Source organism: Bacillus cereus group sp. MYBK108-1 (genome assembly GCF_051917185.1).
Lineage (GTDB): Bacteria > Bacillota > Bacilli > Bacillales > Bacillaceae_G > Bacillus_A > Bacillus_A cereus.
On sequence record NZ_JBQAHZ010000020.1, the window covers coordinates 82,248 to 107,099 of the forward strand.

Sequence of the window (24,852 nt, forward strand, 5' to 3'; positions counted from 1 at the left end):
AGAAGCTTATCATGATAGGCTTCTTTTTTGTTATACTAAAAGTAGTATAGAATGAAGGAGCGAATAATTTGGAACAGAAAAAGCTAAAAAGAATTCTTGAATATGTATGGATCGCGGTTGTGCTCCTTGTAGGATATTATTTCTTAAAAGAAAAAAGTATATGGGTTTTATTTTTAATGACGTTTTTATTAGCGGGTTTAGGCACGTTATTTATTAATTTCTTCTTTGATAGTTTAAATGCCTGGAAGAATAAAAAGAAGGGAACGAAGTAAAGGAGGGAATATATGCAAAAGTGGAAGCTCATATATCAGGTGATTATTTTCCTATTGCTTGTAGGTATTGGAATTGTGAAATACGCAACGCCAATAGGAAATTGGGCATGGTTTACAGCTTGCATCGGCATATTTTTCATTTTACAATCGTTGACGAAAAAATATAATAGTACAGAAAGATAGCTCGCCGCTAAAACGGCGAGCTATTTTGTTATGCTTTTTTCTTTTCATCATTTGTTTTTTCAATAGCTAAATGACTATGTTTCCTAGAGTAGAAGAAATAGAAGCATAAGCCGACTATAAGCCAAACTGCAAAGCTAATCCATGTTGTTTTAGACAAATTGATCATTAAATATAAGCAGCAAAGAATCGCGACAACTGGTAATACAGGTACGAAAGGTGTACGGAATCCACGTTTTAAATCAGGGTGTGTTTTTCGTAAAATAAGTACTGCGCAGCAAACGAATGTAAAGGCTGTTAACGTACCGATGTTTACTAAATTCGCTAGCAAATGTAAGTCTAAAAGGCCTGCTAATAAAGCAGCAACAACGCCAGTAATCCACGTATTTAATAAAGGGATTTTTACTCTTTTATTTACACGTGCTAACGCTTTTGGAAGTAGACCGTCACGGCTCATTGCATACGAAACGCGAACTTGTCCATACATAACGACTAAGAGAACGGTTGTCATTCCAGTCATCGCTCCGACAGCGAGTAGTCCTGCAATTGTATCCTCACCAACGAAATGCAATGCAAATGCAACTGGATCAGAGACGTCTAATTGCGTATAAGGAACCATACCTGTTAAAACGAAAGATACAATCATATATAAAACAGTACAAATAAGAAGGGAACCGATAATACCAATTGGTAAGTCACGCTGCGGTTTTTTCGTTTCTTCTGCGGCGGTTGCGATTGCATCAAAACCTAAAAAGGCGAAGAACACAGTGGCAGCCCCAGTAATAATACCGTCGTATCCGAATGGGATGAACGGTGTCCAATTTTCAGGTTTTACATATTTTGCACCTGCTACGATAAAGGCGATAATAACGGCTAACTTAATAAGAACCATAATATTATTAATGCGTGCGCTTTCGCGTATACCAAAACTTAAAAGGCCCGTAATAAGAAGTAAAATACAGACAGCAGGTAAATCGATGAGACCACCTTTTCCTACGCCGGGGGCCGAGGCGATTATGGCGGGCAGGTGTATATTGAACCCTTGTAGTAATGATTGCAAATAACCAGACCAACCGACAGCTACTGCTGCAACGGCAAGTAAATATTCGAGCATTAAACACCATCCGACGATGAAGGCGACGACTTCTCCGACTGTCATGTATGCGTAAGTATACACACTTCCTGAGACAGGAATAGAAGAAGCAAATTCAGCGTAACAAAAGGCTACACAAGCACAAGTAAATGCAGCAATAAGGAATGATAGCATAATACCAGGACCAGAATGTTTTGCTGCAACAATACCTGTTAATACAAAGATCCCTGTCCCAATTACGGCGCCGATTCCTAAAAATGTTAAATCGAGTGCAGTTAATGTTCTAGCTAGCTGCTTTGGTGATTCAGTACTAAGCGCTTTTTTTCGTAATAATGACTTCACTTTGGACTCTCCCCCCGTTTTTTCATTTCCATAACTGCGACTATAGTATGAGCCCATTAAAAAAGAGTAAGTAAGGAAGTGGAGGTGCAGTTATGGTATGTAGTTTTTTAAAATTGCTGGATTAATCTTAATATAATTCAGAATATTTTGTCAAATAAAAATATGACAAATAAAATGCGGATCAATAGGGGAAACTACTTGCAGAAATGGACGGGGGTTAACGACCCACTGATTAAAGTTAAAGTAGGAGCAGATGCTATGTTATTTTATTTTGAACTTGTCGTCATTTTACTTTGTACGAAATTAGCTGGTGACATTAGTGTAAGACTTGGTCAGCCTTCTGTACTTGGTAAGTTAATTGTCGGTATTATTATCGGTCCGGCTGTACTTGGTATTATTAATAGTTCTGAACTGATTGATGAATTGAGTGAGATTGGTGTTTTGTTACTTATGTTTATGGCGGGACTTGAAACAGATTTAGAAGAGTTAAATCGGAATTTGAAATCGTCGTTTGCAGTAGCGGCCGGTGGAATTATTTTTCCTTTCATCGGTGGTTATGTAACAGGATTGCTGTTTGGATTAATACAATCCCATGCCATTTTTTTAGGGTTATTACTTTGCGCAACATCGGTTAGTATTACGGTGCAGACGCTACGTGATCTAGGAAAAATGAATACGAGAGAAAGTACAACAATTTTAGGTGCTGCCGTATTTGATGATGTCATTGTCGTTATTTTATTAGCATTTGTAATGAGTTTTTTAGGAACACAAGATGTGAATATAACACTTGTCATTGTAAAGAAAATTATTTTCTTTGTAAGTATTGTTTTTATTGCTTGGAAAGTCGTTCCTTGGATTATGAAAATGCTTGTCCCGCTTCGTGTAACAGAAGCGTTAATTAGCGCGGCTCTTATTATTTGTTTCTCTTTTTCTTATTACAGTGAAATGATGGGAATTGCAGGCATTATTGGAGCATTTGCAGCAGGAATTGCTATTTCTCAAACAGAGTATAAGCATGAAGTGGAACATAAAATTGAACCGATTGCTTATGCAATATTTGTTCCAGTATTCTTCGTAAGTATCGGAATGGAAATTACATTTCAAGGCATTGGAAGTCAGCTTTGGTTCATTATTATTATGACTCTCGTTGCGATTTTCACAAAGTTAATCGGATCCGGCTTAGGCGCAAGACTGACAGGATTTAATCGCCAATCTTCTATCAGTATTGGTGCGGGGATGGTATCACGTGGTGAAGTAGCGCTTATCATCGCAGCAAATGGACTTACGGCGAATTTATTAGCGAAAGAAAATTTCACAGCGATTGTTATTGTTGTTATATTGACGACGATTATTACACCGCCACTTTTGAAGAAATATTTTGTATAGACAGGAAGGGCTTATCTGATGTAGGTAAGCTCTTTTTTTATTCCCAAAAGCAATGATCATATAGCATGAAGGGTTTGTAATTATGGTAAAATCTATGTATGTGATATGACAAGGAGAGGGAAGTGTGAAGATTACGAAGGAGAAGGTTATCGGTGTAATCGTACTTATTGCAGTATGTATACCATTTACTGCATGGAAAGAATCAAAAGTGAAAGATTTTCCGGTTTCTATTTTTTCGGAAGAAGCAGATGGTGAGTACGGTCAGAAGCTGAAATATACTGCTTTTTTACCTGATGTTGCGATTTGGATGAACGGTTGGGAAAAGAAGTGGACAGAGGGGGAAAGAACTGTTTATCAAAAAGGGAATCGCATTGTAAATGTGTTTCATCCTCCTGGCGATGATGGTTATTACCTTCTTGAAGCAAGAGAAAATAAGTGAACGCAACCGTAAGAAGTGGAGGTTAAATAGTGAAAGCTTCAACATTACTATTTAAAATTGAAAGTAATATGGATCAATTTTCACCAGCTGAGAAGAAGGTTGCCATGTACATAATGGAGAATGCAGAGATTGTACCGAATTTAACGACGAAAGAAGTGTCAACGAATGCAGGAGCAAGTGAAGCGAGTGTCGTTCGCTTTTGTAAATCGATTGGAATCGGAAGTTTTAAAGCATTTAAGATAGCACTCGTTCGTGAATTAACGATTGCTGATTATAATATTAACGATTTTTCAGTGATGAATACAGAAGATGGACCGTATGATTTATTTAATAAAGTTACTTATGTGAATAAAGCTGCAATTGAGGCGAGTGTTACTGCAATAGATAAGAGGGAACTTGAGAAAGCAGCGGATCGTATTGTCAATGCGGGCAAAATTATATTTTACGGAGTAGGCGGATCAGCTACGCCAGCAATGGACGGGGCTTATAAATTTACGCGGCTTGGATTTACAGCGATGATGCTATCTGATTTTCATATGATGTTGCCACTTGTGACGAATTTAAAAGAAGGCGATATATTTGTTGCGATTTCAACATCTGGTCGAACGAGAGATGTGCTTGAAATGGCGCAGTATGCAAAGAGACAAGGTGCAACTGTTATTGGAATTACGAAGCTAGATCAATCATCCCCCCTATATAAAGAAGCGGACATTCGTCTTTGTATGCCAGATGTAGAACAAGATCATCGTATTGCAAGTATTGCGTCGAGAATGACGCAACTGAATATGATTGATGCTTTATATGTGATTACTTTCAACCGAATTGGTAATAAAGTATTGGATCAATTTATGGAGACGCGAGAAGAAGCGTTGCGGTTACGGAAGTTAAAGTAGAAGAAAAGATGAGGAGACTCATCTTTTTTATTATCTTTGACACAAATATGTCATGTTGTGAAATTTTATTTCATAAAATAAGAAAGTGTTATTGATTTTTAGTTTCTTAAAGTTATAATAAAAGTGTGAAATATAATTTCAAAGAGGGTGGAAATATGTTAGAAAATTTATCGACAGAACATCGTAATGAGAAAACAATGAATCTGGATGAAATGAGCATAAAAGAAGTGTTGCAAAGTATGAATGAAGAAGATCGAACTGTTGCGTTAGCAGTTGAAAAAGAGATAGAACAAATTGAAAAGGTTGTACAGACTGTTATTAAATCTTTTGAAGAAGAGGGACGCTTAATTTACATTGGTGCTGGTACGAGTGGTCGTTTAGGTATTCTAGATGCAGTGGAATGTCCGCCGACATTTGGCACGGATGATAAAATGGTGCAAGGATTTATAGCAGGTGGATTGAAAGCGTTTACTAAGGCGGTGGAAGGTGCCGAAGATCGCGAAGAGTTAGCAGAAGAAGATTTAAAATGTATTGGATTAAATGAGAAAGATACAGTGATTGGAATTGCTGCCAGTGGCAGAACTCCTTACGTAATTGGCGGCTTGAAATACGCACAGAGCGTAGGAGCGAGTACAGCGAGTATTTCTTGTAATAAAAATGCTGAAATAAGTAAATATGCAAAGTTAAATGTGGAAGTAGAGACAGGTGCAGAAATATTAACAGGATCAACGCGTTTAAAAGCTGGTACAGCACAAAAATTAGTGCTGAATATGATTTCAACAGCTTCGATGATTGGTGTAGGAAAAGTATATAAAAACTTAATGGTAGATGTTCAATCCACAAATGAAAAGTTAGTAGAACGGTCAAAACGAATTATTGTGGAAGCAACAGGCGCTAGTTATGAAGTAGCGGCAGAGTATTATGAAAAGGCAGAACGTAACGTAAAAGCTGCCATTGTTATGGTGTTGTTGCAGTGTGAGTATGGGGAAGCACTGGAGAAACTAAAATACGCAAAAGGGTTTGTGAAGAAAGCACTATAAAGTAATAGGGAGGGGGATTCTATTATGAAGAAAGAAGAGAGAATGGCCAAGGAAATTTCGGAGCAACTTGGTGGAATAAAAAATATTCGTAGTATTGCTCATTGTATGACGAGACTACGTTTAACGCTTCATGATGAAAGTAAAGTAAATATGGACCTTTTGAAAAAAGTTGAAGGCGTTATGGGTGTTATAGAAGATGAGACGCTTCAAGTTGTCGTTGGTCCAGGAACAGTAAATAAAGTAGCAGCTGAAATGGAAGGTTTGACAGGACTACGAATTGGTGAGGTAGCAGATCATCACCTTGAAGATATTGGGCAAGAGATGAAATCAGAGATTAAGAAGAAAAATAATACACCGGTTAAAAACTTTTTACGAAAAATAGGAAGTATTTTCATCCCATTAATTCCGGGGCTTGTTGCGTCAGGAATTATAAACGGGGTTGCTAACTTTGCGAAAAATGCTGGTGCTGATCCAAATGCAACGTGGTTACAAATGTTACTACTCATTGGCGGCGGTATCTTTACATTCTTAGGAATTTTAGTCGGCTGGAATACAGCGAAAGAATTTGGCGGGACACCGGTTCTTGGGGCAATTGCTGGTATTTTAATTTTCAACCCGGCGATGGCAAACGTAAAATTGTTTGGTGAAGCATTAGTGCCCGGACGGGGCGGATTGTTTGCAGTTATTTTTGCAGCATGGCTTATGGTTGTAGTGGAAAGACAAGTTCGAAAAGCAGTGCCAAACGCAGTTGATATTATCGTGACACCACTCATTACTGTATTAGTTGTAAGTATCGTAACGATGTTAGCCATTCAGCCATTAGCAGGTTTCTTATCAGATGGTATTACGAGCGGAATTAATGCTATTTTAAATATTGGCGGAGCATTTGCTGGCGCAGTACTTGCGGGAACATTTTTACCTCTCGTTATGGTCGGATTGCATCACGGTTTAACACCAATTCATATGGAATTTATTAATCAAACACACGTAACACCTTTATTACCAGTGCTCGCAATGGCTGGTGCTGGCCAAGTGGGCGCAGCAATTGCGATTTATGTGAAAACAAAAAACAAACGACTTCGAAATGTAATTAAAGGTGGATTGCCAGTTGGCTTTTTAGGAATTGGTGAGCCGTTATTATACGGGGTGACATTACCACTTGGGAAACCGTTTATTACTGCTTGTTTAGGAGCGGCTGTCGGTGGTGCATTCCAAGCAGTTATGCAAACAGCTTCTCTTGGAATTGGCGTATCAGGGCTATCTTTAATTCCGTTAATTGCTGACAATAAATATTTACTCTATTTCTTAGGTTTAGTAATTGCATATGCTTTCGGATTTATCTTTACGTATTTCTTCGGATTTAAAGAAGAAATGGCAGAAAACATATAGAGAAAGGGATTCCTTTCTCTTTTTCTATTAATAGAAAGGGAGATTTATATGATCGGAGTTTCCATTTATCTTTCAAAAGAACGAGTAGAGAAACAAGAAGAGTGGCTAAAAGTAGCGAAGGAAAATGGGTTTACATCTATTTTTACATCACTGCACATTCCAGAAGATGATCCAAATACGTATAAAGAGTTAATTCAAATATTAGGGAAACAAGCTCTTGCACATGAAATGGAGTTAATGGTTGATGTTTCTCCAAAATCGTTACATCATTTAGGGCTAACATATGAAAATGTGGAAGAACTATTGGACTGGGGCATTACCGGTTTAAGAATGGATTACGGCATTGAGCCAAAAGAAATTGCAAGCGTATCTCATAAGATGAAAGTAGCTTTAAATGCGAGTACGATTACAAAGCCATTTTGGAAAGAATTACTTGCAGAACATATAAGAGTAGAGAATGTAGAAGCGTGGCATAATTTTTATCCACGTCCAGAGACGGGACTAGCAAAGTCCTTCTTACAAAAACAAAATCAATATTTACAGGAGTGCGGAATAAAAACGATGGCATTTATTCCAGGAGATGCGGAAAAACGTGGTCCGTTATATGAAGGGTTACCAACGTTAGAAAAACATCGCAATATGCGCCCGCTTGAAGCGTACTTAGAACTTGTTCAAGATTGTGGTGTTGATAAAGTATTGATTGGAGATATAAGCGCAAGTTTGGAAAGTATGCAAGAAGTAGCTAGTGCGAGTAGAGGGATTATTCCATTGCGTTACAAATCATTTATAACTGATAAAGAAGTATTAAAAGTGGTGGAGCAAGTGCATACAAATAGACTAGATCCGGCTCGTGATGTTATTCGATCTGTAGAATCAAGGGAAGGAAATAGAGTGGTTTTACAGCCGATGCATACAATTGTAAGAAAGAAAGGCAGCATTACAATTGATAATGAATTGTACGGTAGATATGCAGGGGAGATGCAAGTTGCTACACATGATTTACCTGTAGATGAGAAAGTGAATGTTGTTGGAATAGTTGTGGAAGAGGACGTTTCTTTACTGCCTTATATTGGCGCTGGAAAAATGTTTCAACTTTTTCTATGCGATAGAATAAAAGCTTGAATTAGCGCTATTTTGTAGGAAAACATTATCCGTAAAACGGATAATGTTTTTTGTTTTCTTTAAAAAAGTATTTGACGAATGAAATAAAATACCGTATTGTTTTGACTTGTGAATAAAAGTTCACCATAACAAAACAAAAAGGAGAGTTCAAAATGAATCAATATATTGGGAATTTAATTATTCGTATCGTGTTAGGAGTTACGTTTTTTGCACACGGTTTAGCAAAGTTTCAATCAGGTATCGATAATGTAGCAGGATGGTTTACAAGCATCGGTTTACCAGGTGGCCTTGCATACGGCGTAGCAACTGTAGAATTAGTTGGTGGTATATTATTAATTATCGGTTTAGGTGTACGATATGTAGGATTGTTATTCGCTCTTATTTTAGCTGGAGCTATCGTAAAGGTAAATGGAGCAGCAGGTTTATTAGGAGATGGAAAGAATCCAGGATATGAATTAGATCTTGCATTATTATCAATGGGTGCGTATTTATTCGTAGTAAAAGCAGAAGGATATGTAGATCGTTTCTTAAAAGAAAAAGTAATGAAAACGAAGTAAATTTTATTTATAAATGTTGACTTGAAGAAGTATTGTAACTATAATGATTACAACAAATAAATTAAGAGTAAAACAATTTAAATATTTTTTTACACAAGATGTAACTGTATAGGTTACATCTTGTGTAAAAATAAATAAACGGGAGGAAGTAATATGCCTAAATCAAATTTAGAAATTATTCAAAGCACGTATGAAGGATCAGCTTCTTCGAATGCAAAGCATTTAGCAGAAGCCTTCTCTGAAAAAGTGGAATGGACAGAGGCAGAAGGTTTCCCGTATGGCGGAACATATAAAGGCGTAGAAGCTATAATGGAAAATGTATTTAGCCGTTTAGGATCAGAATGGGATGATTATAAAGCAAGTGTAAATACATATCATGAAGTAAACGGAAAAGATGTAATTGTTGCTGAAGGTATGTATTCTGGAGTTTATAAAGAAACAGGAAAATCATTTGAAGCAGAATTTGTTCATGTATGGCAACTCGAGAACGGAAAAATCGTGAAGTTTAAGCAATATGTAGATAGTCATATTGTTAGGGAAGCGATGAAGAGATAATGCTTTTTAAATGGATCGTAGGTATATGCATTACAATTATAGTAATTTTCTCGTCTATAGTTGGCGGAAAGAAATTGCTTGCATATGTGGAAAAAGAAAATAAAAATATTCAAACCCAGCAAGCGGCAAACGAAAAAGAGAAAAAAGCTGCAGAAGAAGCCCCGCAATTTAGTGAAGGTGAAATTATTTCTACTATGCATAAAATGGTGCATCAAAAGGTAAAATCCTCTGAAAAATGGGGATTTGTAGAGATGACAAAAAAGGAAATTTCTAATGTGAAAAGGGATATTGAAAATAGTACAGGTTTTCAATATAAAATGAAGTTATTTTCTATTATAAATAGATGGGAAAAAGGAGATTTTTCTCAAACTGTTGAGGAGCATAACTTTTTATGGAGCCTTCAAGGTGGAGATACTGGTAAGGCGACGGAACGTTTATCGCCAGAAGAGGAAAAGCAGTATATAAAAGAAATGAAGAGTAAATAAAAACATCGCCAACCCAGATGACGATGTTTTTTTCATTAAGAATGTTTTCGCATTAAAGGTCTAACAGGCTGAACGGCAACAGTTTTGAAATGAGAAAATAAATAACACCCTGTTACAACGACAATTGTCCCTAAAATTTGTATCCACGTTAATTCTTCTCCGAGGAATATGAATGCTAAAATGGCTGTGAAAATTGGATTGAAGTTTAGAAAAATACCTGATGTAGTTGCGCCTAATTTTTGTACACCAATATTCCAAAATACCATACAAAGAACTGTCGAAATAAGCCCAGTATATAAAAGTGATGTGATGAAAGAAGTATTTATATTTGAAACAGTGAAGCTACCTATGTTAAACGGTAGTAATAAAATAACGCCGAAAATACCAGAGTACAACGTTGCCATAAGTGGTGTAGTTGTTTTTGTTGCCCGTTTACTACAAACAGAATAGATTCCCCAAATACAAACTGCTGCAATCATCCATAAATCGCCACTATTAAAATGTAGTGAAAATAAAAGCGAGAAATCACCTTTTAATAGGACGAGGATAACCCCGAAGAATGAAAGAATCATGGATAGGATTTGAAGTGTATTTACTTTTTCTTTTAGAAATAATACTGAAAATAATGCGATTGAAATTGCATTCAATGTAGAGATAAGACCTACATTCGTAGCGGATGTTTTTTCTAATGCTAAAAATTGAAAGATGTTAAAAAGAGCGACCCCTGAAATTCCCATCAATATTAAAGGAAGTATTGCGGTACGTGGTGGAAGGATTTTCTTTTCTTTAAACCATACCATCGGTAATAAACAAACAATCGCAATCATCCATCTTAAATTTGTCAGTGTCATCGGCGATGCATGATCGACGAGTGATTTTCCAACGACAAAATTTCCTCCCCATAATAAGCTCGTTAGTAATAGTAAAAAGACGTAAAAATAAGGCATGCTAAAATCCCCTTTTTTGTAATCAATACGAATTGTAAATAATTTTAGCATTTTTCTTTATTGTGTAATATATTCTTTTGTATAATGGTGAAAAATCGATAAAACATTTAGTTTAAAATGATATTTGCAGAAAAATATTCAGTTTTATATAAATTATAAGTTGTTTTTTCGAATAATCATCGGTAAGAAAGAAGGGGGAATTGTAATGGAGTCGTCTGTTATTAAAGTGTTGGATGATTTGGATGTACAAATTTTAGATATATTGCAGAAGGAGTCACAAGTAAGTAATGCAGAGTTGGCACGTCGCGTTAATTTATCACCGGCTGCGATGCATGCAAGAATAAAAAGATTGGATGGGGAAGGTTTCATCGATAAGCAAGTTGCGATTTTAAATCAAGAAAAGCTTGGGTTTGATTTATTATGTTTTATTTTTATGAGTACGAATATTCATCAATTTGACAAGTTGGAAGTGTTGGAAAAAGAATTAGAATCGATGCCGGAAGTGTTAGAATGTCACTGTTTAACAGGAGAGTACGATTATTTATTAAAGGTTGCAAATCGTGATCGTAAAGAACTAGAGCAGTTTATTAGAAAGTTGAATAAGCTTGGTATTACAAGGATACAGACAAGTTTAGCACTTCGTGAAATTAAATATTCGACGGTATTGCCGATACGAAATGAGTAACCGAGCATCGATTAGATTGCTTGGTTTTTGTTTGTATAAATTGATTGACGAGGAGAAAAGAGAGATGTATTATTATATAAAATTATGAATTAAAATTCATTTTAAGTTATAAATATTAATATTGAGGGGCAAGGGGATGTAATATGAAAATCTGTAATGCAGTGACGAGTGATGTGAAAGAAATTTATAGTCTTATTGAGGTTTATGCAAAAGAGGGAGTTGTTTTACCACGTTCTCTTTTGTCTCTTTATCAATATTTGCAATGTTTATATGTTATGAAAGAAGATAAGAGAATTGTTGGAGTTGCTGGATTGCATGTATTAGGAGAAGATCTTGCAGAAATACGATCGTTAGTAGTTTCGCATACATATGCAGGGAAAGGGATAGGGCGTATGCTTGTAAATCATGTAATGGAGGAAGCTACGAAAATAAATGTAAGAAGAGTAATTTCCTTAACATATGAAACAGTATTTTTTCAAAAGTGTGGATTTGATTTTATAAATAAAGAAGCGTTGCCAGAGAAAGTATGGATTGATTGTAGACATTGTCCAAAGGTGGATTATTGTGATGAAGTGGCGATGGTGCGGTATGTTGGATGAAAATTTTATAGAGAAAAAGTTCCCACTATTATTTACATATATAGTGGGAACATATATTTCCATAAGAAATGGACAGGTTATTAAGAATTTGAATTCTTTTGTCTCACGGCAAAATTATAAAGTGGATCTTTAAGTTCATAGTTATACGTTAAACCGTCGACAATTCCTACAACTTTATCATTATCATAAAGGTCGAGCATAAATTGTGCCATTTGTTTTGCAGTGTGGAATTTTGGTACAACATTATCATATTGGAATTCATCAATATCAAATGAACGCTTCGCAAATTCTGTTTCAGTTGCAGCAGGAGCTAAAACTTTTGCTTGCAGTTTTGCGCCTTGTTCTTTCAGTTCGTGAGACAGCCCTTCTGTAAATGCACTTACATAGAATTTCGTAGCGCAATACGTAACAGCATCAGCAACAATTGTGTATCCGCCGCCCGATGAAACGTTAATAAGCTGTGTTCCATCAATCATTGAATAATCTCGAACGAAAAGAGAAGAGAGTATTGTTAGTGCTTCTATATTGACATGCAACATCGTCTCTATTTTATTTAAATTTTGTTCAGCAATTGAGGCGAAATTACCAAAACCTGCGTTGTTAATCCACGTTTCAATTTGAAAAGCTTGTAGGCTTTCATAAAGTTTATAAACATCTTCAGTCACAGATAAATCAGTTTTTCGAATGACAACATCCAACTCAGGATGCATTTCGTTAATTTTCAATTTTAATCCGTTTAATTCTTCTTGTCTTCGAGCTACAAGTACTAAATTTTTTCCGCGAGATGCAAATGCTAAAGCTGCTGCATAACCAATTCCGGAACTTGCGCCAGTAATAACCGTGTATTTCATATAAAATCCCCCTAAATTCAAATTCATTTATGGTTAGATTGTATTTGTTAGAGTATACTCTAAGTCAAACGTTTTTTATAAATTTGATACGGTTATAAAATATATGAGGGTAAGCATGTGAAGGGAGTTTTAGTATGTACACAATTAGCGAGGTAGCAAAATTATTAGGCGTGAGCACACATACACTACGTTATTATGAAAAGGAAAATATATTAATTGCAAATCGTGATACAAATGGAAATCGACTTTACGAAGAGTCACATATAAAGTGGTTGCAGTTTGTAATGAAATTAAAACAAACGCAAATGCCAATAGCGAAAATAAGAGAATACGCTAGATTATATACAGAAGGGGAGCATACAACAGAAGCTCGTTTACAGCTCCTAGAAGATCATAGGAAATCTATTCAGATTCAAAGAGAAAACTTAGAGGTTACAGAGAAGATGCTTGAGAATAAAATTCGTGCATACAAAAACTTATTGGAAAATAAATAGATGGTTGTTATGTGATGAAAAATGGATTTGATCTATGAGTATTTCATCATAAGTGTGCGGACAAATAAAAAAGAGCAGCTAGCAAAAGCTAACTGCTCCATTCAAGGGATCTCTCCAAGGGGGAGTGGAGAAAATATTATGTTACTAGCAGTATTGACAGATTATTAAGAAATATACAAATCAGATGAAAGAAATTTTAAATAAACTTTCGCCATTGACAGTTTTTAAAATGTTCATGTACAATATACATGAATGACATTCAGTCATTTTCGTGTAAAAGGATGTAGTTAGTTTAAAAATGGAACAAATACAATGGTAAATGAGGATGATATTGGTTTATATAGTATTGATGAAAGAGTATATTTTTTTAAAACAAAAATGACTGATAGTCAGTCATAAGAGGTGAGAGGTATGAAAAATAAAGCTTGGTTATATGTCATATTAACATGTATCTTTGAAATTTTTTGGGTGTTTGGTTTTAATACAGCCAATACTTGGTGGCATTGGATTATTATTTTAGGAGTTATCGCTGTTGATTTTCACTTCCTTTCTAAAGCGTGTGAACATCTTGCAACAGGGACTGTATATGCTGTTTTCGCTGGAGCTGGTACGGTAGGTACTTTCATGATGGATGTATTTCTTTTCGGCGGAAGTTTCAGTGTAGGGAAGTTATTCTTTATCGTGATGGTTGTAGCTGGCGTTATCGGTTTAAAGCTAGCTGATAATAAAGAAGAAACTGTGGAAGGAGCTGCTTAAAGATGGGTTGGTTTTTCGTATTTTGTGCTGCAATTAGTGAAATATTCGGTGTGATAGGACTTAAAATGTATAGTAAAGATAAGACATTAGCCAATGGTGCGATTTATATAGGCGGGTTTGCTACATCCTTCGCATTCTTGTATACATCTTTCTTATTTTTACAAGTCAGTGTCGCGTATGCGGTTTGGATCGGTATTGGAACAGCAGGTGCAGTTTTATTAAACATGTTCTTGTTTGGTGAGTCGAAAAGTAAAGCGCGTATTATTAGTGTGTTTCTTATTGTATGTGGAGTGACAGGATTAAAGGCACTTTCTTAAAGATATATTGTATTTTTATCTCCTAATTGTTTATTAGGAGATTTTATTATAAAAAAATGACGTCCTCTTAGAGTTCACTATCATTGACAGTACAATCAATTATCTTATAAAATGAGTGACAGTCATTCAATATGCGTGTGAAAGGGTTTAGATGATGAATAAAAAAGAGAAAATTGTCTATGCAGCGATTGAAGTGTTTCAGGAAAAGGGCGTCGAAAAAACGAAGATTTCAGATATCGTGAAATTAGCTGGCATTGCGCAAGGAACTTTCTATTTATATTTTCCTTCTAAGCTATCTGTTATGCCTGCAATAGCAGAAGTGATGGTTGAAAAGATGATACTTGCAGTGAAAGAGAAAGTACAAAAAGATGTACCTTTTTCAAATAAAGTGGCACAAGTAATCGATGCGGTGTTTCAATTTATAGAGGAATACCGTGAAATACAAGCTTTAATGTATGCGGGTCTTGCATCTACAGAACATATAAAAGAGTGGGAAGCTGTGTATGAGCCTCTTTATATGTGGTTAAGCGAATTTTTAAGTGAGGCGAAAGAAGCTGGTGAAATTCGTGATTCGGTTCACGCAGAACGAACAGCGAAGTTATTTATCGCTCTTGTTGAATCAGCAGCGGAACAAGTTTATTTATATGATCATAAAGATGATGATCAAGTGGATTTGCAAAAGGCAGAAGTACTAGATTTTTTAACACATGCACTACATATAAAGAAGTAGTAAGATGAACCTGTCTGAAAAGGTAGGTTCATTTTTGAGGAAAACTGAATGATAGTCATTCACCTAATGCTTATGTATGTGTGGAAGGATAGAGTGAAATTCTAATGAGTGGAGGCATCCTCACTCATTACTAGCCCGCAAAGAGCAGGATAAAGAAAAAGCTTCTTGGGCATTATTTTTTGAGAGGAACTTACGGGAAGAGGTGTTAAAAAGTGAAGAAACCGATAAAAGAACAAAAGATGGTATTGGTCATTCTTTTGAGTAATATATTTATCGCTTTTCTAGGGATTGGATTAATCATTCCGGTTATGCCGTCCTTTATGAATGATATGCATTTAACAGGGAAGACGATGGGCTATCTCGTTGCAGTGTTTGCAATGGCACAGCTCATTACTTCACCTATTACAGGCCGGTGGGTTGATCTTTACGGTAGGAAGAAAATGATAATCATTGGATTATTTATTTTTGGTGTTTCAGAGCTTCTTTTTGGATTGGGAAAAGATGTATGGATGCTTTATGTAGCAAGGGTGTTAGGCGGAATTAGTGCTGCGTTTATTATGCCTGGTGTTACGGCATATGTTGCGGATATTACATCTATTCAGGAACGTCCAAAGGCAATGGGATACTTATCTGCTGCTATTAGTACCGGCTTTATTATAGGACCTGGAATCGGCGGATTTATTGCAGAATACGGTATACGTGTACCGTTTTTCGTTGCAGCAGCAATTGCTTTTATAGCATGTGTAATTTCAATCTTTATTTTAAAAGAACCGTTAACGAAAGAAGAACTTGCAGAGATTTCTTCTAATACGAAAGAATCAAGTTTTATTGGTGATTTAAAGAAATCATTACATCCAATGTATGCAATTGCATTTATTATCGTATTTGTACTCGCATTCGGATTATCGGCGTATGAAACTGTGTTTAGCTTATTCTCAGATCATAAATTTGGTTTCTCGCCGAAAGATATTGCAGCAATTATTACAATTAGTTCAATCTTTGGGGTAGTTGTGCAAGTATTTATGTTTGGCAAATTGGTAGACATGTTCGGTGAGAAAGTATTAATCCAAATATGTTTAATTGTAGGGGCAGTATTAGCATTCGTCTCAACTGTAGTCTTTAATTATTGGATTGTACTTCTCGTTACTTGCTTCATTTTCTTAGCATTTGATTTACTTCGTCCAGCTTTAACGACGTTTTTATCAAAAGCAGCTGGAAAAGAGCAAGGATTCGTTGCTGGAATGAACTCGACTTATACGAGTTTAGGAAATATCGCAGGACCAGCGATGGGCGGAATATTATTTGATATGAATATTCATTATCCATATGCATTTTCAGGAGTTGTTTTAATAGTTGGTCTCGCTATTACATTTATGTGGAGAGAGAAACAGTTGGCTGAGAGTTTTGCGAAGTAACAAACCCCCTTACGACGGTAAGGGGGGTTGTTTTATCCTGCTATTTGTGGGAGTCGAGCTGCCCATAAACGCGCGATTGGTGTGAACTAATAATCAGTGGGGATGAACAAAATCCCTCACTGATTACAGTTTGTTTTTCATACAAATAAAAGAGGTTAACCAAAGAAGCTATCCTAATATACGCAACGATTCTTTAATAAACGCCGGTATATCTTCTGGCTGTCTACTTGTTACTAGCTGATTTTGACATACGACAACCTCTTTGTCATGAAAGTTCCCGCCGGCATTTTTTAAATCGACTTCAATAGATTTATATCCAGTTACATCACGTCCTTCAAGTGTTTGTGCAGTGATGAGTAGCTGAGGTCCGTGACAAATAGCGAAAACGGGTTTGTCCGCATCCATAAATGCTTTACTAAAGCGAACAAAACGTTCATCTGCACGAAGTATATCTGGGGAGAACCCGCCTGGTATGAAGAGGGCATCAAAGTTTTCTGGAGAAACATCGTCAATACTTTTATCAATTACGACTTCACTTTTTCCTTGTTTACCGTGTACCGTTTTCCCTTTTTCCATTTCAATAGTTGTTAATTCATATCCCTTTTGTTTAAAAGCTCCTACTGGCTCTGTGTATTCTGTGTCCTCGAAATAATCCGTTATTAAAATAGCAATTTTTTTACTCATTCTAATCCGCTCCTTATATTATATTATCGGTTCCAGAATCTTCCTTGGGCAATACCTTCTATAAATGATTCAATTGAAGTGTTTGTTAAGTTATAAACTCCTGCTCCATCTAATTTAATTTTACTATTGTCCAAAGCATGAGGATTACTAAGGACATGAGCTATCGGTTTAAAATGTTTAAAAGTAGTTTCTGTAAATTCTAAAACAGGGGGGTGAATGACAGACTCACTACTAAACACTAATACTGCATCAAAAAGCGAAGAGTCTGTTGTTGTATAAGTATCAGTTACTTTAATGGAATCATTGAAATGATAAATTTTATTATCTATGATGCTATAGTTCATTCGGTGCTGTGCAAAAGCTTGAATCCATTCGGACAGAAGGGAGACGCTTGGGTCACCATTTAATAGAATTGCGACATTTTTAGAATCAGATTTAAAAATAGTATTGGACATACTTAGTGCAGGTGATTTTGCATCTGAATTTACTTCGTGATTTTCTTTAGGTAAAGGAGCTCCAACAATGTTAGCGACTTCTTGTGCTAATTGACGATCGACGTGGTTTAGGAGAGCAATTACATTTGCCTTCACCATGTCTGATTTACACTTCCCAACTTCAAAGCAAAAAGCTTCTTTTATGTGCTGCTTTTCAATAGGGCTCATACTATTGTAGAAAAGTTTAGCCTGAGAATAAAAGTTAAGAAAGCTTTTACTACGACCTCTAATTTTATGCCCATCAATCTTTTCTTGATAATGTTCATATCCTCCTTGTTCGGCTTGGACGGTTGCAGGTTGATTGTTATTTAATCCGTTAGGATGATAGCTTGTTTGACCGCGATGAATCTGCATTTGATGCATACCATCACGTTGATTATTATGAAAAGGACATACGGGTTGATTGATAGGGATTTGATGGAAATTAGGGCCCCCTAAACGAGATAATTGTGTATCTGTATAGGAGAATAATCTTCCTTGCAGAAGAGGGTCATTTGAAAAATCAATACCTGGTACGACATGACCAGGGTGAAAAGCTACCTGCTCTGTTTCAGCAAAGAAGTTATCAACATTTTTGTTCAATGTCATTTTACCAACTAATTTTACGGGAACTTCTTCTTCTGGCCATAATTTCGTTGGATCTAAAATATCAAAATCAAATTTATGTTCATCTTCTTCTGGAATTAACTGTAATCCAAGCTCCCATTCAGGATAATCCCCTTTTTCAATTGCTTCGTATAAATCTTGACGATGAAAATCAGGATTTTTCCCAGCAATCCTTTGAGCTTCATCCCATACTAATGAATGAACCCCAAGGGTAGGTTTCCAGTGAAACTTTACGAAATGGGCTTTTCCTGCTGTGTTAATGAGTCGAAATGTGTGAACTCCAAAACCTTCCATCATTCGTAAACTACGCGGAATAGCTCGGTCGCTCATTTGCCACATGACCATATGAGTGGACTCAGGATTATGCGCAACAAAGTCCCAAAAGGTATCATGAGCGCTAGCTCCTTGAGGAATATCATTATGTGGTTCTGGTTTAACTGCATGGACAAAATCAGGAAATTTAATAGCATCTTGGATAAAGAATACGGGCATATTATTACCCACTAAATCATAGTTTCCTTCATCTGTATAAAATTTTGTGGCGAATCCGCGTACATCTCTTACTGTGTCGTTGGATCCTTTAGAACCTTGAACGGTTGAGAACCGTACAAATACAGGTGTTTTCTTTGAAGGATTAGTAAGAAAATCTGCTTTCGTATATGCTTCTAACGATTCATAAAGCTGAAAATAACCATGAGCGCCAACTCCGCGTGCATGAACAATCCTTTCAGGAATTCGTTCATGATCAAAGTGGGTCATTTTCTCGCGAAAGTGGAAATCCTCCATTAAGGTTGGGCCTCTTAAGCCCATCTTTAAAGAAAATTCATCCTCGGCTATTTTTACTCCTTGGTTTGTTGTTAAAGCATGTTTGCGTTGATTATCCGTAACATGGTGCTTCAATTGCTCCATTTTTTTATTCACAATATAGGCCCCTCCTTTACTTTGTTAATTTAATAGATACCCTTTTTATTAGGACGTAAACATGTATTATGATTTTTGTATGTAAAAATCATAATACATTGGTTGTGCTGGTGATTCTTGTTTGAGGAAGAAAAATAAAAAGGCCAAGGAGAAAGTTTATTTTCTCCTTGGCTTTTAAGATAATTCTTTTCGTTAAAATGCGGAAATTCTTTGCTTCGTTTTTGGTACAATAATAAATTTGATCCAGAGTAACCCGACAATCATAATGATAAGGATATGTAAAAATTGACCTGTAGCAATGAGTATAACACTCGAAAATACAATGAGTTGAATACTTAGCAATATAAAGATTAAGTGAAGAAATTGCTTCATCCTTTCTTCAGTATGGATTGGATATAATGCCACAATAATATTTCCCGAAAAATATTTCCATAGTGAACGGAGCTGCATAGAGATCATATATAGAACGATGTAAGTGATAGAGCCTTTTACGTATATATTTGGTATGAAATATAAGGCGAAAGCACCGATCAATCCTAAGCGAATATATATACCGAAATAATCATTTCCACGTAAAAATGCTAATGTATGTAAATAGAAGAAAGTTGCTCGTTTTTTATGTAATAAAGGTTCAATCCAATTTGTAAGCCATTTTCTTTTATTTACTTGTTTATTCAGTTGCGGAACATCTGTGAAAATGCTAGCAAATTGATAAAAACGAACGTTCATTTTTTCTTCTTGCTCGATTATGTAATCCCACGGTATTCGTTTTGTAGGCTGTTTTTTCGTATATAGAAGTAGGAAAGCAAGTAGTAAGAGTAGTCCGCCCAATATGAGAACATTTGCGGAATAAAACAGCATGTAAATGATTAGGGCGTTACAAGTAATACGAATGATTAGCCATATATTTTTTTCGTGACTATCACGCCACATCCAATGTATGTACATGTTCCAGGCTTTCGTAATCATTAACACGATAAAGATTGTACATAAAAAAGGTACAGTTAATTGCAATGATTGCATAGCAAGTGGAACGAGAATAAGGAACGTAAATAATAATGGGAAAAGCTGAATGATGTAATTGTATAGAAGAGATTTTTTAAAATAAGATGTTAATTTCTCTTCTAGTGCTAGTAAATAGACAGCATCAGGTTTTTGAATAAATGTACGGATAGGGCATCTCGTTATAATGAATGTAAGTACAATCGTTATAATTATTAAAGATATTCCTTTAGAAGGAGATGCTTTTAGAAACTGAGCATAATAATATGCACCAACGCATGAAATAAAGATAAAGCTATATAGTAAACCGTTAATCATACGTGCAAAGTATGTAATGATATTTTGAATATGTTGTTGGAAGCGACTGCTCCATAGCGATTCGATTGACATGTTTTTCACCTCTTTGTTCTATTATATATGTTTTACAAAAGAAAAAACGAGCAAATTGCGTTATGCAACTTGCCCGTTTTTCTTTTCGTTATTTTTTTTCTGATCACGATTCATTAATGGATAGAAAGCAAATCCGATTACGAATAAACCAATTCCGAGAAGGAACGTTTTTATATCGGATGCGCCCGTTTTAATAACCCATAGTGCGTAGCAAAGTGCGATAACTGCGACTATGCCATCTGTAATTCTTGCCCGCATTTCATTTTTATATGTTTCACCAGTTGCAACTAGTTTTAACTGGAAGATTGGTGAAACGAGATATGGAATGAGGTAGGCCAGTGTTGATACGGTAATAACGAATGTATAAGCTTCCGCAATGGTTCCTGATAATGTTGAGAATAGGAATACTTGCGACATAATGTTTGTTAATCGTAATGAGTAAATTGGACTTCCTTTTTTATTTGTTTTCGTGAAGAAGGAAGGGAAGAAACCTTCTTTTGCTGCTTGATAAGGTACTTCTGAGCTTAATAAAATCCAGCCTAAGATAGAACCGAACAGGGAAGTAAGAGCAAGTAATGCCATCAGTTTCCCGCCGCCGTGACCCATTGCAGCGTTTAGTGCATCTGCTAATGGACGTTCAGAAGCTTGTAATTTATCAACGTGAAGTACACCCATTGTTAAAATTGTGATTCCTAAGTAGATGGCAACTGTAATAAGTAATCCCGCAACTGTTGCGCGTTTTACCGTTTTTGGAGAAACAGCACGGTTTGATAAAAGAACGGCTGATTCAATTCCGATAAACGCCCAAAGCGTTGTAAGAGCAGCTAAATTTACTTGTGAAAGAAGACCGTGTGATGCACCTGATTTATCAATCATCGGTGTGTACCATTGTCCAAATTTAGAAGCTTCGAATGCAAATAACGTAACGACGATGAATAAAAGGAATCCAGTTACTTTCGTTGTTGTTGCTAAGAAGTTTAGTTTTCCAGCTCCGCTTACACCGTTTGTTAATATAATATGAGTTCCCCAAAGTAAGATGGAACAAATCGTAAATGTAATTAGTTTTCCGACTTCTACGTTAAACGAGCCGATTGAAAATAGTAGTCGCGTATCTTTCATAATTGGGAAGAAGAGTGATAAATATCCCGCAAATGATGTAATGATGGCAACGTTACTTGCCCAGTTTGCAACCCAATATCCCCATACCATACTGAAACCAGCCATTTTTTTCTTTTTTGGTGTTGAGAATAAAGCATATGCATGACTTTGTGGCCCTGTCGTTAAATCAGGACGACGAATTGCTAAATTACCGAAAACAAGAGCTAGCATTAAAACACCAAACCCTGTAGTTAACCAAGCTAAAGTGACACCGAGTGGGCTTGCTGTTTGTGCCAACGTACTTGGCACCATGAAAATACCAGCGCCAACCATGTTACCGACAACGAAAGCTGTTAGTACCCAAAAGCCCCATTTTTTTTGTTGCATAGAAAATACCTCCAAAGTTAGTATAACCAAGTCAAGCGAGGAGATATGTATGTCTTCCTGAGTCAGGAAGAGAAGTCCCAAACAAAACAAAAAAAGCACGTAATTTGCCGCTACATGCTTTCTATCTTATAAGAAACCCACGACATACCTCTCGATAGCTCTCCACAAACGAAACGTTTGTGACAGTTCTGCACTTATTAAATGCAGACCCAGCAAGCGTGCATGGTGGACACGACTTACTTCGGCAACCATTCCTTTCTCATTCCTTCATCAATGCCACTACATCTCCTGAAATGATACTCTTAATGATTGCAACCTCTACCTCACCGAGATACGAATGAGGATTTAAATATTAAATTAACGTCTTTAAGAGTAACAAATGTATTTTTATACGTCAATGGATATAGTAATAATCAGATTATAGAGAAGAGTTTGTGATTAAAAGTAAGAGGGATTGTTATGTGATATTTGAATTTTCGTAATATAATACATGTTATTAGCGCTAGATGATTGAAAAGGGGATGAAGTAAATGTCTGTATGTCATAAACATTCAGTAATAGGTGTGCTAGATTCGGGAGTTGGGGGATTAACAGTTGCGAGCGAAATTATAAGACAATTGCCTAAAGAAAGCATTTATTATATTGGTGATAATAAGCGTTGCCCGTATGGGCCAAGAAGTGTAGAGGAGGTGCAATCTTTCGTATTTGAAATGGTTGAGTTCCTCAAACAGTTTCCATTAAAAGCGCTAGTCGTAGCATGTAATACTGCTGCAGCTGCTGCATTGACTGAGCTGCAAGAAGCACTTTCCATTCCAGTTATTGGCGTTATACATCCAGGAGCAAGAGCGGCAATTAAAGTAACAAAGAAAGAGAAAATCGGAGTAATTGGAACTGTAGGTACGATAAAATCTAATATGTACGAAAAAGCATTACACGAGCTTGATACATATTTGGAAGTGCATAGTCATGCGTGTCCAACTTTAGCTACAGTTGTAGAAAATCGATTAGAAGATATAGCATATGTCACGCAGCAAGTGAAACAAGCTTTACTTCCATTAACGAAAGAAGATATAGATACGTTAATTCTTGGATGTACGCATTATCCACTTTTAGAGTCCTATATAAAAAAGGAACTAGGAGAAGATGTAACGATTATTAGTTCTGCAGAAGAAACGGCGATAGAGTTAAGCACCATCTTACAGCACAAAGGAATTTTGTCTGACAATCTGAATCCGAAACATCGTTTTTTTACAACGGGATCTGTTTTATCATTTGAACATATTGCTGAGCGATGGCTAGGGTATCAAATTTCTGTAGAATGTGTACATTTGCCTATGAAAAATGCGTGTATGCATAATTAAGATTTAGTAAATTACGTTTTTAAATAAATCAGGTTCGTTTCATAAGAAGGAAAGAATAAGCTTTTAATTGAAATGATTAAGGTCATTTTAATTAAAGGAGAGGTTTGATTATGGAATTATCAAGATCTCAATTATTTGCCTTAGAGTATATTTCAAAATATGCAGAGAACGAAAAACGTGAGGCTAAAGCAACGATTAATCATATACTTAAAATGTCAAATATTACAGATGAAATATTTGAAGAGGCTGTCGCTAATTTAAAATCTCACGCAAGGATTGCTTTACACTTTCATCCAGACAGACTAGATTCGAGTAAGAAAAGTGTTGCTGAAGCACTATTTGAGCAAGGAGTATATAAAAGCCAGTTTGAAACATTGCTATCTAATGGAAGCGTATCTGCTTATCCTGGTGGTGAACGTGACCTTTGGGAAAAGAGAATATTTGGAGGGGCATATCAATTAGAAGGCGTAACGAATGATCAACGTCCAAAATACGGAGCGCTAAATTTAATGTTACATCCAGATGGGCCGGCTCCGCGTTTTGGTTCCTGTTATTTTCTCTTATCTCCAAAAGTTTCTTCGCGTTCTACATATACATATTTAGATTCGCATCAAGATCCGAAAGAAAAGGGGACTTATGAGGAGTTTGATATGATTTTAGCTGCTCTTTTGGAAGAGACATTCGTAAGAGATTTTGCAATTGGTGAAGGGAATTTGACTCCAACAATATTAATTAATCATTTACTGGCTAATCTGAAAAGGCCGTTTATAGATGTAGTAAGCAAAGAGCCAGCCCGTAATCTTAATCATTATATTGAAGCGCAGATTCATGGAGAGATTTCTCTAAAAGAAGACGTGGAAGCGCTTGTTGCAGATCCTTCATTTAAGGGTACGGATGTAGGAAAAGTTTTAGAAGAAATTTGCCTGAAGTATGCTATTGATTTGTATTGGCACATCGGTTTTGTACTTGCGGTAGACGAAGTTCCGATGGATTTTAGAGGTTCAAAAATGCCATCTTTAGCAAGACGTATTACACGACATAATTGTATCGATGCCAATATAATTGGCTCTGCTGTAGCGGATTTGAAACGCAATCCATTATCTTGGAGTGATCGTGGCACTTATGAAGAAGTGCTTCAGGAATTAAAATTATTATGGCATGTTTTAGTTCGATTTGGAAAACCAAATCGGAAGTAGAATGAAATACTTCGTTTTTCGGAAGTATTTATATAGAAAAGAAGCTGATCTATTTATGAAGTGACCCCTAAAAGTTAGACACGGTTATTTCATTAGGCAGCTTGATAAAAATGAGTCCGGTATTGCACCGGGCTCATTTTTAATTTTGCCTTTATCCGTTTTGTAT

At 36.1% G+C, this 24,852-nt stretch carries 27 protein-coding genes and 1 riboswitch; of the genes, 20 read left to right on the forward strand and 7 right to left on the reverse strand.

Annotation, left to right across the window (positions count from 1 at the left end):
* Positions 1 to 68 precede the first annotated feature (68 nt).
* Positions 69 to 272, forward strand: a complete 204-nt coding sequence (locus ACTFSL_RS22800; RefSeq protein ID WP_000435797.1) for a hypothetical protein — start codon at positions 69 to 71, stop codon at positions 270 to 272.
* A gap of 12 nt (positions 273 to 284) precedes the next feature.
* Positions 285 to 455, forward strand: coding sequence for a hypothetical protein (locus tag ACTFSL_RS22805; RefSeq protein WP_001174839.1), 171 nt, complete (start codon positions 285 to 287; stop codon positions 453 to 455).
* 28 nt (positions 456 to 483) lie between these two features.
* On the opposite strand, the gene ACTFSL_RS22810 is transcribed toward ACTFSL_RS22805, so the two are convergent.
* Positions 484 to 1,887, reverse strand: a complete 1,404-nt coding sequence (locus tag ACTFSL_RS22810) for an amino acid permease (protein ID WP_135277476.1) — start codon at positions 1,885 to 1,887, stop codon at positions 484 to 486.
* Positions 1,888 to 2,049: 162 nt separating this feature from the next.
* On the opposite strand from ACTFSL_RS22810, the gene ACTFSL_RS22815 reads away from it, so the two are divergent.
* From ACTFSL_RS22815 to ACTFSL_RS22855, 9 genes are all read left to right on the forward strand, one after another.
* Positions 2,050 to 3,273, forward strand: coding sequence for a cation:proton antiporter (locus tag ACTFSL_RS22815; protein WP_060852387.1), 1,224 nt, complete (start codon positions 2,050 to 2,052; stop codon positions 3,271 to 3,273).
* Between the two features lie 124 nt (positions 3,274 to 3,397).
* A complete protein-coding gene (locus ACTFSL_RS22820) occupies positions 3,398 to 3,712 on the forward strand; it encodes a hypothetical protein (protein WP_000704958.1) in 315 nt (104 codons plus the stop codon).
* Between the two features lie 29 nt (positions 3,713 to 3,741).
* Positions 3,742 to 4,605 (forward strand): MurR/RpiR family transcriptional regulator, encoded by an 864-nt coding sequence (locus tag ACTFSL_RS22825; RefSeq protein ID WP_000648175.1) that lies wholly within the window; start codon positions 3,742 to 3,744, stop codon positions 4,603 to 4,605.
* A gap of 155 nt (positions 4,606 to 4,760) precedes the next feature.
* Positions 4,761 to 5,645, forward strand: a complete 885-nt coding sequence (gene murQ, locus ACTFSL_RS22830) for an N-acetylmuramic acid 6-phosphate etherase (RefSeq protein WP_000892339.1) — start codon at positions 4,761 to 4,763, stop codon at positions 5,643 to 5,645.
* Positions 5,646 to 5,669: 24 nt separating this feature from the next.
* The gene (locus ACTFSL_RS22835) at positions 5,670 to 7,034 is read left to right on the forward strand and encodes a PTS transporter subunit EIIC (protein ID WP_000711293.1); all 1,365 of its coding nucleotides are present in this window, start codon (positions 5,670 to 5,672) and stop codon (positions 7,032 to 7,034) included.
* A gap of 48 nt (positions 7,035 to 7,082) precedes the next feature.
* Entirely contained in the window at positions 7,083 to 8,156 is a 1,074-nt protein-coding gene (locus ACTFSL_RS22840; protein WP_135277474.1) for a DUF871 domain-containing protein, read from the forward strand.
* 152 nt (positions 8,157 to 8,308) lie between these two features.
* Entirely contained in the window at positions 8,309 to 8,713 is a 405-nt protein-coding gene (locus tag ACTFSL_RS22845; protein ID WP_001077751.1) for a DoxX family protein, read from the forward strand.
* Between the two features lie 153 nt (positions 8,714 to 8,866).
* Positions 8,867 to 9,268 carry a nuclear transport factor 2 family protein gene (locus ACTFSL_RS22850; RefSeq protein WP_135277472.1) on the forward strand — a complete coding sequence of 134 codons (402 nt, stop codon included), beginning with the start codon at positions 8,867 to 8,869 and terminating at the stop codon, positions 9,266 to 9,268.
* Positions 9,268 to 9,753, forward strand: a complete 486-nt coding sequence (locus ACTFSL_RS22855; protein ID WP_135277470.1) for a PRK06770 family protein — start codon at positions 9,268 to 9,270, stop codon at positions 9,751 to 9,753. The genes ACTFSL_RS22850 and ACTFSL_RS22855 overlap by 1 nt, the downstream gene beginning before the upstream one ends.
* Before the next feature lie 35 nt (positions 9,754 to 9,788).
* Here ACTFSL_RS22855 and ACTFSL_RS22860 read toward each other — a convergent pair whose 3' ends face one another.
* On the reverse strand, positions 9,789 to 10,700 hold the full coding sequence (locus tag ACTFSL_RS22860; RefSeq protein WP_440042438.1) for a DMT family transporter: 912 nt from the start codon (positions 10,698 to 10,700) through the stop codon (positions 9,789 to 9,791).
* A gap of 205 nt (positions 10,701 to 10,905) precedes the next feature.
* On the opposite strand from ACTFSL_RS22860, the gene ACTFSL_RS22865 reads away from it, so the two are divergent.
* A complete protein-coding gene (locus ACTFSL_RS22865; RefSeq protein WP_440042440.1) occupies positions 10,906 to 11,385 on the forward strand; it encodes an Lrp/AsnC family transcriptional regulator in 480 nt (159 codons plus the stop codon).
* Positions 11,386 to 11,528: 143 nt separating this feature from the next.
* Positions 11,529 to 11,984, forward strand: a complete 456-nt coding sequence (locus ACTFSL_RS22870; protein WP_061660053.1) for an N-acetyltransferase — start codon at positions 11,529 to 11,531, stop codon at positions 11,982 to 11,984.
* 80 nt (positions 11,985 to 12,064) lie between these two features.
* Here ACTFSL_RS22870 and ACTFSL_RS22875 read toward each other — a convergent pair whose 3' ends face one another.
* Positions 12,065 to 12,835 carry an SDR family NAD(P)-dependent oxidoreductase gene (locus ACTFSL_RS22875; protein ID WP_000878068.1) on the reverse strand — a complete coding sequence of 257 codons (771 nt, stop codon included), beginning with the start codon at positions 12,833 to 12,835 and terminating at the stop codon, positions 12,065 to 12,067.
* 134 nt (positions 12,836 to 12,969) lie between these two features.
* On the opposite strand from ACTFSL_RS22875, the gene ACTFSL_RS22880 reads away from it, so the two are divergent.
* The 5 genes from ACTFSL_RS22880 to ACTFSL_RS22900 all read left to right on the forward strand — a co-directional run bounded on the left by ACTFSL_RS22880 (position 12,970) and on the right by ACTFSL_RS22900 (position 16,547).
* On the forward strand, positions 12,970 to 13,329 hold the full coding sequence (locus ACTFSL_RS22880) for a MerR family transcriptional regulator (RefSeq protein ID WP_000288065.1): 360 nt from the start codon (positions 12,970 to 12,972) through the stop codon (positions 13,327 to 13,329).
* A gap of 411 nt (positions 13,330 to 13,740) precedes the next feature.
* Positions 13,741 to 14,085: a DMT family transporter gene (locus tag ACTFSL_RS22885; RefSeq protein ID WP_440042442.1), complete on the forward strand. Its 345-nt coding sequence runs from the start codon at positions 13,741 to 13,743 to the stop codon at positions 14,083 to 14,085.
* A gap of 2 nt (positions 14,086 to 14,087) precedes the next feature.
* A complete protein-coding gene (locus ACTFSL_RS22890) occupies positions 14,088 to 14,402 on the forward strand; it encodes a DMT family transporter (protein WP_440042444.1) in 315 nt (104 codons plus the stop codon).
* 151 nt (positions 14,403 to 14,553) lie between these two features.
* Entirely contained in the window at positions 14,554 to 15,132 is a 579-nt protein-coding gene (locus tag ACTFSL_RS22895; protein ID WP_440042445.1) for a TetR family transcriptional regulator, read from the forward strand.
* Positions 15,133 to 15,344: 212 nt separating this feature from the next.
* Positions 15,345 to 16,547 (forward strand): MFS transporter, encoded by a 1,203-nt coding sequence (locus ACTFSL_RS22900; protein WP_000742952.1) that lies wholly within the window; start codon positions 15,345 to 15,347, stop codon positions 16,545 to 16,547.
* Between the two features lie 168 nt (positions 16,548 to 16,715).
* Here the strand turns inward: ACTFSL_RS22900 and ACTFSL_RS22905 are convergent, their stop codons facing one another.
* The 4 genes from ACTFSL_RS22905 to ACTFSL_RS22920 all read right to left on the reverse strand — a co-directional run bounded on the left by ACTFSL_RS22905 (position 16,716) and on the right by ACTFSL_RS22920 (position 22,129).
* Complete coding sequence (locus ACTFSL_RS22905; RefSeq protein WP_290102169.1) at positions 16,716 to 17,231, reverse strand: type 1 glutamine amidotransferase domain-containing protein; 516 nt, start codon at positions 17,229 to 17,231, stop codon at positions 16,716 to 16,718.
* Positions 17,232 to 17,254: 23 nt separating this feature from the next.
* A complete protein-coding gene (locus ACTFSL_RS22910) occupies positions 17,255 to 19,252 on the reverse strand; it encodes a catalase (RefSeq protein ID WP_001035774.1) in 1,998 nt (665 codons plus the stop codon).
* A gap of 192 nt (positions 19,253 to 19,444) precedes the next feature.
* Entirely contained in the window at positions 19,445 to 20,644 is a 1,200-nt protein-coding gene (locus tag ACTFSL_RS22915; protein WP_088345671.1) for an ABC transporter permease, read from the reverse strand.
* A gap of 60 nt (positions 20,645 to 20,704) precedes the next feature.
* A complete protein-coding gene (locus ACTFSL_RS22920; RefSeq protein WP_001186301.1) occupies positions 20,705 to 22,129 on the reverse strand; it encodes an amino acid permease in 1,425 nt (474 codons plus the stop codon).
* A gap of 147 nt (positions 22,130 to 22,276) precedes the next feature.
* A riboswitch (Lysine riboswitch) is annotated at positions 22,277 to 22,458 on the reverse strand.
* Between the two features lie 201 nt (positions 22,459 to 22,659).
* Here ACTFSL_RS22920 and racE point away from each other — a divergent pair.
* Both racE and ACTFSL_RS22930 read left to right on the forward strand, forming a co-directional pair.
* Positions 22,660 to 23,490, forward strand: a complete 831-nt coding sequence (racE, locus tag ACTFSL_RS22925) for a glutamate racemase (RefSeq protein ID WP_000109673.1) — start codon at positions 22,660 to 22,662, stop codon at positions 23,488 to 23,490.
* Between the two features lie 110 nt (positions 23,491 to 23,600).
* A complete protein-coding gene (locus ACTFSL_RS22930; protein ID WP_440042448.1) occupies positions 23,601 to 24,686 on the forward strand; it encodes a DUF3626 domain-containing protein in 1,086 nt (361 codons plus the stop codon).
* Positions 24,687 to 24,852: the final 166 nt, after the last annotated feature.